Raw genomic sequence first — 12,886 nt, forward strand, 5'->3', positions numbered from 1 at the left:
ATCAGGTTTTTATCTCGCTGTAGAATTGACGCAATTTCGAAAAATAATAAGCAGTCGATATTTTTTTGACGCCATTTGTGCGTTCCCCTCTTCCTTGCGTACCTGCCCTAATCCGGCCAGCGGTGTTTCGATATGAGTGCCTCGAGCGATATCTCGCGTTTGTTCAAGCAGTTCGGTGGTCGCGCGGATCAGTATCAGGAAATATCCCGGGGCGATGAGGCGCGGGCCAGTGTCGAGCGCTGGCCGGTGGTGGGGCGCAGCGAGATTCAGCCCACTGACATCGCTGAGGTCTTACCCGCGGCGCCCGAGGCCGTCGCAGTGGCCGAGCAGGCGCCTGTCGCGCAACCGGAGGTCTGGTCCGCTGCCGGCCTGCAGAGCCTGCTGGCCAAGCTGGCCGAGGAGCCCAGCGAGCCGGCGCAGGTCGCCGCTGCGGTCGCGCCGGAACGTCCCGATCTTGCGCACATCCGCGTGATCGCGGTGGTTTCCGCCAAGGGTGGCGTCGGCAAGAGCACCCTGGCGGCCAACCTGGCGGCCGCGCTGCAGAAGACCGGACGGGCCGTGTTGGCCATCGATCTCGATCCGCAGAATGCCCTGCACCATCACTTCCAGGCGACCGAACAGGCACAGGCTGCAGCGCCGGCGCAGGGGTTGTGTCATAGCGAGCACGACTGGCACGAGCTCTGCGTGCCGACCCGCGACGGCCTGTTCGTCCTGCCCCACGGCCTGACCGACGAACCGGCCCGGCGCACCTTCGAGCGTCAGCTGGAAAGCGATCCCCTGTGGTTGGCGCGGCGTCTGGCCGATCTGCAGCTGGCCGATGGCGCGCTGGTGCTGCTCGACACGCCGCCGGGCCCGTCGCTGTACCTGCAGCAGGCGCTGAGCGTGGCCAATCTCGCCCTGGTGGTGAGCCTGGCCGATGCGGCCTCCTACACCGCGCTGCCGCTGATCGATGGGCTGATCGCCAGCCATACCGAGGGGCGCGCCGACTTCGCCGGCAGCGCCTACCTGATCAATCAGGTGGACAACTCGCGGCAGCTGAGCAAGGACATCACCCAGATCATGCAGGGCCTGCTCGGCAAGCGCCTGCTGGGCCTGGTGCATCGCGATCAGTCGGTCGGCGAGGCGCTGGCCTACAACCGCAACGTGCTGGACTACGACCCGCACGGCCGCGGCTGCCACGATATCCTGGCCTGCGCCCAGAGCCTGCTGGTACGCCTGGCGAGCGAGCAGCGAGTCGAGCAGCCGGCATGAGCCTCTGGCGCAAATGGTCCGGCGTCCTGGCGTCGGACTCCATCGCTGCGCGGCTGTGCGCCAGTCGCCTGGGGCAGCGGCTGACGCTGCTGCTCGCCCTGCTGATGCTCGGGGTGGTGGTGGCCGCGCCGCTCGACCTCGAAGCCCAGATGCTGTTCACCGCCGCCTGCATGGCGGCGGCGCTCGTTTTACGCCGGCACGCACATCGCCTGGCGATCCTGGCGATGATCACGCTGTCGGTGATCGCCTCGCTGCGCTACATGTACTGGCGCCTGACCTCCTCGCTGGGCTTCGAGAACCTGCTCGACATGCTGTTCGGTTACGGCCTGGTGCTGGCCGAGCTGTATGCCCTGCTGGTGCTGCTGCTCGGCTACCTGCAGACGGCCTGGCCGCTGCAGCGCAAGCCCTACCCGCTGCCGCGCGACACCGCCCTGTGGCCCACGGTGGATGTGTACATCCCCACCTACAACGAGCCGCTGGAGATCATCAAGCTCACCGCCTTCGCCGCCCAGGCCATCGACTGGCCGAAGGACAAGCTCAACGTCTACGTGCTCGATGACGGCCGCCGCGAGGAGTTCCGCGACTTCTGCGCCGAGGCCGGGATCGGCTACATCATTCGCCCGGACAACTTCCACGCCAAGGCCGGCAACCTCAACCACGCGCTGAAGCTGACCCACGGCGACTACATCGCCATCTTCGACGCCGACCACGTACCGACCCGTTCCTTCCTCCAGGTCGGCATGGGCTGGTTCCTGCGCGACCCCAAGCTGGCGATGCTGCAGACGCCGCACTTCTTCTTCTCGCCGGATCCCTTCGAGAAGAACCTCGACACCTTCCGTTCGGTGCCCAACGAGGGCGAGCTGTTCTACGGCCTGGTGCAGGACGGCAACGATCTGTGGAACGCCACCTTCTTCTGCGGCTCCTGCGCCATCATCAAGCGCGGCCCGCTGGAGGAAGTCGGCGGCATCGCCGTGGAGACCGTCACCGAGGACGCCCACACTGCCCTCAAGCTCAACCGCCTGGGCTACAACACCGCCTACCTGGCGCTGCCGCAGGCCGCCGGCCTGGCCACCGAGAGCCTGTCCGGGCATATCGGCCAGCGCATCCGCTGGGCGCGCGGCATGGCGCAGATCTTCCGCACCGACAACCCGCTGCTGGGCAAGGGGCTCAAGCTCGGCCAGCGGCTGTGCTACCTCAACGCCATGCTGCACTTCTTCTATGGCCTGCCGCGCCTGGTGTTCCTCACCGCGCCGCTGGCCTACCTGTTCTTCGGTGCGCAGATCTTCCAGGCCGAGGCCCTGCTGATCCTGGCCTACGCGCTGCCGCACATCCTCATCGCCAGTGTCACCAACTCGACCATCCAGGGGCGCTTCCGCCATTCCTTCTGGAACGAGGTCTACGAGTCGGTGCTGGCCTGGTACATCATGCGCCCGGTGCTGCTGGCGATGGTCAACCCCAAGCTCGGCAAGTTCAACGTGACGGCCAAGGGCGGGGTGATCGACCGGAGCTACTTCGACTGGAAGATGGCGCGGCCCTACATCGTGGTGCTGGCGCTGAACGTGCTGGGCGTGCTGGCCGGCCTGTGGAAGCTGGGCTTCGATCCCGAGGTCAGCGTGGCCACCGTGCTGATCAACCTGACCTGGACCTTCTACAACATCGTCATCAGCGCCGCGTCGGTCGCGGTGGCCGCCGAAGCCCGGCAGATTCGTGCCGAGCCGCGGGTGTACGCCGAGCTGCCGGCCACCCTGAGCCTGGCCAACGGCAAGACCATCGTCTGCCGGACCAACGACTTCTCCCAGCGCGGCATCGGCATCGCCCTGCCGGAAGGGGCACATGTCGAGCGTGGCGAGCAGCTGCTGGTGTCGCTGTTCCGCGACCACGAGGAGTGCGTGTTCCCCGCCGTGGTGATGTTCTCCCGCGCCGGCGTGCTGGGCCTGAACTTCCTCGAGCTGAACATCGAGCAGCAGCGCGAACTGACCCGCATGACCTTCTCGCGCGCCGACACCTGGGCCGCCACCTGGGGCCAGGGCGCCGTCGACACGCCGCTTGGCGCCCTGGCCGAAGTCTCCAGCATCGGCTGGCGCGGCCTTCGCCTGCTGTCGCGCGCCACCTTCGCCGAACTGCGTGCGCGCCTGCGCAGCCCGTCCTTCCACCTTCGCTCCACCCCGAGGAACCCATGAGCCAGAAACGCAATGGACTGTCGTCCCTGTGTCTCGCATTGACCCTGCCGCTGCTGCTGGCTTCCGCCTGGGCCGAGGAACCGGCGGAGGAGGGCGCCGTCGCCGTCGAGGGGGCTGCCGTCGACGGTGGTGAGATCCCGGCGGATGCCGTGCCGGTCGAGTTCGTGCCGACCTACAGCGCCACGCTCAAGCAGCTGGGCGCCAACTACACCATGCACCTGCGCGGCATCGAGGGCAGCGACAGCGTCAGCTTCGACGTGCGCGCCGACCAGGTGGTGAGCAAGGCGCGGGTCAAGCTGGAATACAGCTACTCGCCGGCGCTGCTGCCCGACCTGTCGCAGATCAACCTGATGGTCAACGACCAGGTGGCGGCCAGCCTGCCGGTGCCCAAGGAAACCGCCGGCACCCTGCAGCAGCAGGTGCTGGACATCCCGCCGCACCTGATCACCGAGTTCAACCGCCTGACCCTGCAGCTGATCGGCCACTACACCATGATGTGCGAGGACCCGCTGCATTCCAGCCTGTGGGCCAAGGTCAGCAACACCAGCGAACTGCAGCTGGAGACCACCCAGATCGCCCTGCCGGACGACCTGGCCAAGCTGCCGCTGCCGTTCTTCGACAGCCGCGATTCGCGCCTGCTGGAGCTGCCCTTCGTGTTTGCCGGTGCGCCGGACAACCGCAGTCTGGAAGCCGCCGGCATGGTGTCCTCGTGGTTCGGCGCGCTGGCCAGCTACCGCGGTGCGCGTTTCCCGGTGAGCCTCGGCCAGCTGCCGGAGAAGGGCAATGCCATCGTCCTGCTCAGCGGCGCGGCCAGCCTCGACGGTGTGCCCGCAGCAACCGACAAGGGCCCCAGCCTGACCCTGATGGCGCACCCCGTCGATCCCTTTGGCAAGCTGCTGATCCTGCGCGGTGACGACAGCGAACAACTCAAGCAGGCCGCCCTGGCGCTGGTCACCGGCAGCCAGGTGCTGTCCGGCGCCCATGCGCGCATCGAGCGCATCGACAGCCTGGCGCCGCGCGAGCCCTATGACGCGCCGAACTGGCTGCCCAGCGACCGCCCGGTGCGCCTCGGCGAGCTGACGGAAGCCAAGCGCCTGAGCGTCTCCGGCTATGACCCGGGCACCATCAACCTGCCGCTGCGCCTGCCGCCGGACCTGTTCAACTGGCGCCAGCCAGGCGTGCCGCTGCACCTCAAGTACCGCTACACGCCGCAGCCGGTGTCGACCAACTCGTCGCTGCTGATCAGCGTCGGCGGCAAGTTCATCAAGTCGCTGCCGCTGCCGTCGCAGGAGAACCTCGACCAGTCGCTGCTGGCCAAGCTGCAGGATGACAGCCTGCTGCGCGAGGCCAAGCTGATGCTGCCGCTGGACAGCCTGCCGCTGCAGTCGGCCCTGCAGCTGCGCTTCATGTACGACTACATCAAGCAGGGCGATTGCCGCGACATCATCATCGACAACATGCGCGGCACCATCGAGCCGGATTCGACCCTGGACCTGAGCGGCTACGAGCACTTCATCGCCATGCCCAACCTGGGCGTGTTCCAGAGCAGCGGCTTCCCGTTCACCCGCATGGCCGACCTGGCTGAGACCGCCGTGGTGATCCCGGCCGGTGCCAGTGCCGAGGAAATCTCCCTGCTGCTCGACCTGCTCGGCCGCTTCGGCGAGTCCACCGGCCTGCCGGCCAGCGGCGTCAGCGTGACCCAGGGCGACAGCGATACCGAGCTGGAGGACAAGGACCTGCTGGTGCTAGCCACCGGCAGCAACCAGCCGCTGCTGGAGCGCTGGGCCGACTGGCTGCCGGCGCAGATCAACGGGCGCGCCAGCTTCGAGCTGTCCGACCTGGTCCATCGCGTGCGCCACTGGATGGACAGCGACAGCCGCCGCCCGGCGCGCAGCAACCTGGTGCTGGGCAGCGGCGCGGCCGGCGCCTACGTGGCCGGCTTCGAGTCGCCGCTGACCAGCGAGCGCAGCGTGGTGGTGATCGCCGCCAGCGCCGCGGAGCGGCTGGGCGAAGTCAGCGCGGCCCTGCGCGGCGGCGAGGACTACGAGCAGTCCCTGCAGGGCAGCCTGGCGGTGGTCAACGGCACGCGCATCAACTCGCTGGTGGCCGACGAGCAATACCATGTCGGCGACCTGGGCTGGTTCCGCTACCTGCAGTGGCTGCTGGCGCACAACCTGGGCTGGATGCTGCTGCTCACCGCGCTGGGCGTCGGCCTGATCAGTCTGCTGCTGTTCGTCAGCCTGCGTGCGCGGACTCGTGCCCGCCTGAACGGCTGAGGTCGGCCATGCGGCGTCTGTATCCGACTCTCTGCGCCGGCCTGCTGAGCCTCGTGCTCGGCGGCGCCGCACAGGCTGCCTGCCCGGTCGATTGGCCGCACTGGCAGCGCTTCGCCGAACACTGGATCCAGCCGGACGGCCGCGTCCTGGAGTCCAGCCTGGAGAAGAACCACAGCACCTCGGAAGGGCAGTCCTACGCACTGTTCTTCGCCCTGGTGGCCAATGACCAGGCGCGTTTCGAGCGCATCTGGCGCTGGAGTCGCGAGAACCTCGCCGGCAATGACCCGCAGAAAATCCTACCGGCCTGGCTGTGGGGGCAGGGCAAGGACGGCCAGTGGCAGGTGCAGGACCCCAACTCCGCTTCCGACGCCGACCTGTGGTTCGTCTACGCCCTGCTGGAAGCCGACCGCCTGTGGCGCAAGCCCGAATACCGCGCCGATGCGCTGGCCCTGCTGGCGCAGATCAAGGCCCGTGAAACCACCGAGCTGCCAGGCCTGGGCCCGGTGTTGCTGCCGGGTCCGATCGGCTTCTCGCATATTGGCCATCTGTGGCGCATCAACCCCAGCTACCAGCCGTTGCCGCTGCTGCGCCGCCTCGCCGCCGTCGACCCCAAGGGGCCGTGGAACGCCATCGCCCGCCACAGCGCGGTGTTGCAGGAGCAAGCCGGGCCGCATGGCTTCGCCGCCGACTGGATCGGCTACCGTGCCGTATCCGAACGCGCCGGGCTGTTCGCCAGTGACCCGATGAAGGGCGACAGCGGCAGCTACGACGCCATCCGCGTCTACCTCTGGGCCGGCATGACCGACCCCGCCGACCCGCTGGCCAAGCCGCTGCTCGACAGCCTGTTCGGCATGGCGCGCGCCACCGCCTCCAGCGGCCTGCCGCCGGAGAAGGTCGACGTGCGCACGGGCGTCACCTCGGGGCAGAGCCCGAGCGGCTTCTCCGGTGCGCTGGTGCCGTACTTCCGCGCCAAGGGCCAGCCCTGGCTGGAAGAGCTGCAGGACCAGCGTGCGCGCGGCGCCATCGACCAGTGGATCGCCGGCACGGGGCCTGCGCCGTTCTACTACGACTACATGCTCAGCCTGTTCGGTCTCGGCTGGGCGGACAAGTACTACCGCTTCGCGGCCGATGGCCGTCTGCTACCGCTTTGGGAGTCTCCATGTTCCGCTACCGCCCGCTGACTCTGGCGCTGCTCGCCGCCCTGGCCCATGGCGGCGCCCAGGCCGAGGGCAGCGATGCCCAGCGCCTGCTGATCGAGCAGGGACATTTCTGGCAGGCGCAGGACAAGCCCAAGCGTGCCGGCGAGGTCTGGCAGAAGCTGCTGCTGATCGATGCGGCGCAGCCGGATGCGCTCTATGGCCTGGGCTTCATCGCGGTCAAGGATGGCGACCTGGCCAGCGCCGGCGGCTACCTGCAGCGCCTGCAGGCCATCCAGCCGCTGCCGCGCCAGGCATTGCTGCTGGAGCAGGACATCCGCCTGGCCGATCCGGCCAACCAGAAGCTGCTCGACGAGGCTCGCCTGCTGGTCGAGAGTGACCAGCGCGCGAAGGCTGCCGAGGTCTATCGTCGTGCGCTGGGCGGCAAGCCCGCGCAGGGGCAGATCGGCCTGGAGTTCTACAACAACCTGGGTTATGTCGACGCGCACTGGGCCGAGGCCCGTAGCGGCATGCAGCGCATCCAGCGCGAGTACCCGGACGACCCCTACGCCGCGCTGTTCCTGGCCAAGCACCTGGCGCGCAACCAGGGCGCACGCGAGGAGGGCATCCGTGCCCTGGCCAAGCTGGCCGAGCGCGAGGATATCGGTGGCGACGCCGACGAAAGCTGGCGCCTGGCGCTGACCTGGATCGGCCCGCCCAACAAGGCGCAGCAGCCGTTGTTCGAACAGTTCCTCAAGACCCATCCGGACGACGAGGAAATCCGCGCGCTGCTGGTCAAGGGCCGCACTCAGCCCGCCAGCGCAGCGGCGGCCTGGCGCCGTGACCCGCAGCTCGACCGCGGCCTCAAGGCCCTGGAGAAAGGCGAACTGCAGGTGGCCGAGCGCGAGCTGAGCGCCTACCTGGAGAAGCACCCCAAGGACCCCGATGCCCTCGGCGGGCTGGGTATCCTGCGCCAGCGCCAGGAGCGCTTCGAGGATGCCGAGCTGCTGCTCACCCGTGCCGTGAAGGGCGGTGGTGGCCGCGCCTGGCAGAGTGCGCTGGACGATGTGTGCTACTGGTCGCTGCTGCAGCGTGCGCGCGACAACATCGCCAACGCGCGCAATGCCGATGCCCGCCAGCAACTGGAACAGGCGCGCCGGCTCAAGCCCAAGGATGCCGAGGCCGTGCTGAGCCTGGCCGAGCTGCAGGCCCAGCAGGGCGAGCTCGCCGCCGCCGAAGCCGGCTATCGCCAGGCGCTGCAGCTGGGTCAGCAGCAGGCACGCGCCCTGCGCGGCCTGGTGCAGGTGCTGGGTGGCCAGGGCAAGGCCGACGAGGCCCTGCGCGAGCTGGACAAGCTGCCCAAGGCCGAGCGCGAGAAGATCGGCAGCCTCAGCCAGCTGCGTGCCGAGCAGGCGCTGCAGCGCGCCCGCGCCGCCGAACAGCACGGCGACAGCGCCGGCATGCGCCGCGAGCTGGAAAACGCCCTGCGCGACGACCCGAACAATGCCTGGGCACGCTTCGCCCTTGCTCGCCTGTACGTCGACCTGGGCGCCGTGGACGAGGCGCGCAGCCTGGTCGATGGCCTGTTGCAGACCCAGCCGAACGACCGCGACGCGCTCTACACCAGCGCGCTGCTGTCCATGCAGCTGGGCGACTGGCGCAAGGCCCAGGCGACCCTGGCACGCATCCCGCGCGACGCGCGCAATTCGGACGTCAGCCGGTTGGTGGCGGAAGTGGATTTCAACCTGCAGATGCAGGAAATCGAGGAACTCAACCGCAGCGGTCGGCGCGCCGAGGCGCGCGCCTTCCTCGGCCGTATCGAACCGCTGGCCCAGGGCAAGCCGGCGCGCCTGGCCAGCATGGCCTCGGCCTACGCCGATGCCGACGACCCGCAGCGTGCCATGGTCATCATGCGCGACCTGCTGGCGCGCAGCCCGCGCAACGACCTGTCGCTGACCCTGAGCTATGCCGGCGTGCTGTTGCGCGCCGAGCAGGACACCGAGGTGGCCGCCATTCTGCGCGACCTGCAGGGCCGCAGCATGACGGTGGAGCAGCGCAAGCAGTACGACGACCTGCTGTTCCACTACCGCGTGCGCCAGGCCGAGCAGCTGCGCCTGCGCGGTGAGCTGGCCGCCGCCTACGACACCCTGGCGCCGGCGCTGGCGCTGCGCCCGCTGGACCCGCTGGCGGTTTCGGCACTGGCGCGCATGTACGGCGCCAACGGCAACACCGCCAAGGCCCTTGAGCTGTTCAAGCCGCTGGTGCAGCGTCACCCGCAAGACGCCAACCTGCAGGTCGGTGCCGCCGATATGGCCGCGCAGCAGGCCGAGAACGGCTACGCCGAGGAGCGCCTGGAGCAGGCGCTGAAGCTGGCGCCCAACGATGTCGACATCCTCACCACCGCTGCCCGCGTGTACCGCTACCTCGGTCGCACCGGTACCGCCGCCGAGCTGCTGGGCAAGGTGGTGGCCCAGGAGAAACGCGAACAGACCCCGAGCTACGCCGCCAGCACCCGTCCGGCCAGCGCGCCGGCCAACCCCTTCGCCGGTGTTGGTAGCCTGGCCGCGGCACCTGCGGCGATTCCCGACCCGGTATCGACCCTGCCGGCGCCGGTCGAGCGTCCGACTCTGGCGCTGGACGATATTCCAGCTCCGGCGAGCAGCCAGCCGCGTGCCCCGGCCCGTGCCGAGCTGCCGGTGACCACCACGCGCGACAGCCTGTTGGCCCTGGAACCCGCGCCTGCACCGACGACCACCCTGGTCGCCGCCGAACCGGTCTCGGCCAATCCCTTCCTGCCGGGTGCCGAGGAAGAGCCGGACCCGCGTGCCGGCATGAGCGAGGCGGCCCGCGCACTGGACGATATCCTGCAGCAGCGCAGCGCTTATGTGGTGCAGGGTGTGACGGTGCGGACCAACGACAGCGAGTCCGGCCTGAGCAAGATCACCGATGTGCAGGCGCCGTTCGAGGCCAGCATGCCGCTGGGCGACAACCGCCTGGCCGTGCGCGTGACCCCCGTCTCGTTGAACGCCGGCAGTCTGGACGACAGTGCCCGTGATCGTTTCGGCGGCGGTCCGCAGGCGACGCTGGACAACCCGGGCATGTCGCCGGGTTCGCAGAAGGATTCCGGTGTCGGCCTGGCCGTGGCCTTCGAGAATCCCGGTGCGGGCCTCAAGGCTGACATCGGCACCACGCCGCAGGGTTTCCTCTACAGCACCGCCGTTGGTGGCGTCAGCGTCGAGCGTGCCGTGCCCGGCAACCCGGACCTGCACTGGAGCGTCGGCGTATCGCGGCGCGCGGTCACCGACAGCCTGCTGTCGTTCGCCGGTGCCGAGGACAAGCGTACCGGGCAGAAGTGGGGCGGCGTGACCGCCAACGGTGGGCGTGCCCAGCTGGCCTTCGATGACCGCGAAATGGGCGCCTATGCCTATGCCGGCTGGCATCGCCTGCTCGGCAACAACGTCGAGGACAACGACCGGGTCGAGGCGGGCACCGGTGTCTACTGGTACCTGCAGAACGACGAGCAGAGCCAGGCCACCATCGGTCTCGACCTGCTCGGCATCGGTTATCGCGAGAACCTCGGCTACTTCACCTATGGCCACGGCGGCTACTTCAGCCCTCAGAGCTTCTTCGCCCTGGGCGTGCCGGTCAGCTGGGCGCAGCGTTATGACCGTCTGAGCTTCCAGCTGCGCGGCTCGGTCGGCGTGCAGGCGATCAATCAGGACGAGGCCGACTTCTTCCCCGGCGACCGCGCGAAACAGGCCGAGGCCAGTCGTGCGCTGGGCTACGAGGCGGTCTACGGCAGCGATAACAGCACCGGTATCGGCTACAACCTGGCCGGCGCCGCCGAATACCAACTGGGCGACCACCTGTTCCTCGGTGGTCACGTCGGCGTCGACAACGCCCAGGACTACCGCCAGTGGAACGGCGGCCTGTACCTGCGCTACATGCTCGAACGCATGACCGGCCCGATGCCGCTGCCCGTTTCTCCCTATCAATCCCCCTACGCGAAATAAGGATTCCCATGGCTTCCTCCCTGCTTGCCGGCCTGTCGATCCTGATCATTGGCGACAGCCATATGGCCACTCCCAACTACCTGATCGGCGGTCTGCACGACGACCTCACCCGCAAGGGCGCCAACGTCCATTCCATCGGTATCTGCGGGGCCAACGCCGGCGACTGGCTGAAAGTCTCCCCGGGCGGCAACTGCGGCGCGGCCGAGCGCCGTGGCAAGGAGCCGGCCCAGGTGCTGCGCGGCAAGGCCAGCACCACGCCGATCAAGGAGCTGATCGCCAAGGACAAGCCGGACCTGGTGCTGATCGTGATCGGCGACACCATGGCCGGCTACGACAAGCCGTCCTTCCCCAAGGCCTGGATCTGGCAGCAGACCACCAGCCTGACCAAGGCCATCGGCGCCACCGGTACCCAGTGCGCCTGGGTCGGGCCGAACTGGGGCACCGAGGGCGGCAAGTACGGCAAGACCTACGCCAAGGTGAAGCAGATGTCGGCCTTCCTCGCCGCCAACGTGGCGCCGTGCAGCTACGTCGACTCGCTGAAGTTCTCCAAGCCGGGCGAGTGGGCCACCACCGACGGCCAGCACCTCAACGTGCAGGGCTACCAGAAGTGGGGCGCGGCCATCAGCGCCGAGCTGGAGAAAGTGCGCAAGGGCGCCGCCCAGTAAGCCCGGTATTCCTCTTTACGAACGATTCAAGGAGTTTCAGATGTCTTCTTCCGTACTGGCCGGCCTGACCCTTCTGGTGCTCGGCGAGAGCCACATGAGCCTGCAGAACCACCTGACCGAGCCGCTCAACGAGGCACTGGTGGCCAAGGGCGCCAACGTGCACTCGATCGGCGCCTGCGGTGCCAGCGCGGCCGACTGGCTGGTGACCAAGAAGGTCGACTGCGGTGCCGTGCAGGACAACAACGGCAAGCTGGTACTCAAGGGCAGTGGCGCCACCACCACGCCGATCAAGGAGCTGATCGCGCAGCAGAAGCCGGATGTGGTGGTGCTGGTCATCGGCGACACCATGGCCTCCTACGACAAGCCGGCCTTTCCCAAGGCCTGGGCCTGGCAGAGCGTGACCAACCTGACCAAGGCCATCGCCGCCACCGGCACCAAGTGCGTCTGGGTCGGCCCGGCCTGGGGCAAGGTCGGTGGCAAGTACAAGAAGAATGATCAGCGCACCCAGTTCATGTCGCAGTTCCTCGCCGCCAACGTGGCGCCCTGCACCTATGTCGACTCGCTGAAAATGTCCAAGCCGGGGCAGTGGGTGACCACCGATGGCCAGCACTTCACCGTGGCCGGCTACAAGGCCTGGGGCAATGCCATCGCCGAGGCGATGAGCAAGCTGCCGGCCGCCAGCCTGAAAGGAGGCAAATGATGAAGCGCGCGCTGCTCGGTATGTTCGCTGTGCTGCCGCTGGGCCAGGCCCTGGCGGCGGAGATTCCGCTGTATCCCACCGGGCCCAGCGAAGATTCGGCCTTCCTGCGCTTCTTCAACGCTGGCGAGACGCCGCTGGAGCTGAACGCCGCCAACGGCGCCAGCCTGCGCCTGGAAGGCGAGCAGCGTGCCTCCGATTTCCTCACCGTGCCGGCCGGCAAGCCGATCCAGGGCAGTCTGAAGCAGGGTGATGCGCAGCAGGCGCTGGATGTCAGTGTCGAGCCGGGCGAGTTCGCCACCGTGGTCGGCCTCGGCAACGGCAAGGAGCTGCGCCTGGTGACCCTGCGCGAGCAGCCGGACGACTTCAACGCCCTGAAAGCTTCGCTGGCCTTCTACAGCCTCGATGGCAGCTGCGCCAACGCCGGCCTGCAGGCCGCCGGGCGCAATGTCGACATCTTCAAGGATGTCGCCGAGGGCAGCCTGCAGCGGCGTTCGATCAACCCGCTGAAGCTGTCCGTGCAGCTGCGTTGCGGTGGTGCCGCCGTCGGCCAGCCGCTGGACCTCGGCCAGCTGGCCGCCGGCCAGCGCTACACCCTGTTCCTGGTGCCCTCGGCCCAGGGTCCGCGCCTGTTCCAGGCCGTCGACAACCTGGCCAATTAAGATCCC

8 protein-coding genes are annotated in these 12,886 nt (G+C 68.4%); all 8 read left to right on the plus strand.

Annotation, left to right across the window (positions count from 1 at the left end):
• The first annotated feature begins 132 nt into the window (after window positions 1–132).
• Genes bcsP through DMO17_RS06955 form a run of 8 tightly spaced genes read left to right on the plus strand, consistent with a single transcriptional unit; the run spans window position 133 to window position 12,880 of the window.
• The gene (bcsP, locus tag DMO17_RS06920; RefSeq protein ID WP_220034068.1) at window positions 133–1,251 is read left to right on the plus strand and encodes a cellulose biosynthesis protein BcsP; all 1,119 of its coding nucleotides are present in this window, start codon (window positions 133–135) and stop codon (window positions 1,249–1,251) included.
• Window positions 1,248–3,431: a UDP-forming cellulose synthase catalytic subunit gene (gene bcsA, locus DMO17_RS06925; RefSeq protein ID WP_110681761.1), complete on the plus strand. Its 2,184-nt coding sequence runs from the start codon at window positions 1,248–1,250 to the stop codon at window positions 3,429–3,431. The genes bcsP and bcsA overlap by 4 nt, the downstream gene beginning before the upstream one ends.
• Complete coding sequence (bcsB, locus tag DMO17_RS06930) at window positions 3,428–5,707, plus strand: cellulose biosynthesis cyclic di-GMP-binding regulatory protein BcsB (protein WP_110681762.1); 2,280 nt, start codon at window positions 3,428–3,430, stop codon at window positions 5,705–5,707. The genes bcsA and bcsB overlap by 4 nt, the downstream gene beginning before the upstream one ends.
• A gap of 8 nt (window positions 5,708–5,715) precedes the next feature.
• Entirely contained in the window at window positions 5,716–6,888 is a 1,173-nt protein-coding gene (gene bcsZ / locus DMO17_RS06935; RefSeq protein WP_110681763.1) for a cellulose synthase complex periplasmic endoglucanase BcsZ, read from the plus strand.
• On the plus strand, window positions 6,867–10,856 hold the full coding sequence (locus DMO17_RS06940) for a cellulose biosynthesis protein BcsC (RefSeq protein ID WP_110681764.1): 3,990 nt from the start codon (window positions 6,867–6,869) through the stop codon (window positions 10,854–10,856). Before bcsZ ends, DMO17_RS06940 begins: the two co-directional genes overlap by 22 nt.
• A gap of 8 nt (window positions 10,857–10,864) precedes the next feature.
• Entirely contained in the window at window positions 10,865–11,521 is a 657-nt protein-coding gene (locus DMO17_RS06945; protein ID WP_110681765.1) for an SGNH/GDSL hydrolase family protein, read from the plus strand.
• Window positions 11,522–11,561: 40 nt separating this feature from the next.
• Complete coding sequence (locus tag DMO17_RS06950) at window positions 11,562–12,221, plus strand: SGNH/GDSL hydrolase family protein (RefSeq protein WP_110681766.1); 660 nt, start codon at window positions 11,562–11,564, stop codon at window positions 12,219–12,221.
• The gene (locus DMO17_RS06955) at window positions 12,221–12,880 is read left to right on the plus strand and encodes an alginate O-acetyltransferase AlgF (RefSeq protein ID WP_110681767.1); all 660 of its coding nucleotides are present in this window, start codon (window positions 12,221–12,223) and stop codon (window positions 12,878–12,880) included. The genes DMO17_RS06950 and DMO17_RS06955 overlap by 1 nt, the downstream gene beginning before the upstream one ends.
• Window positions 12,881–12,886 lie beyond the last annotated feature (6 nt).

The sequence above is a fragment of the Aquipseudomonas alcaligenes genome, assembly GCF_003205495.1.
In the GTDB taxonomy this organism is placed as follows: domain Bacteria; phylum Pseudomonadota; class Gammaproteobacteria; order Pseudomonadales; family Pseudomonadaceae; genus Aquipseudomonas; species Aquipseudomonas alcaligenes_B.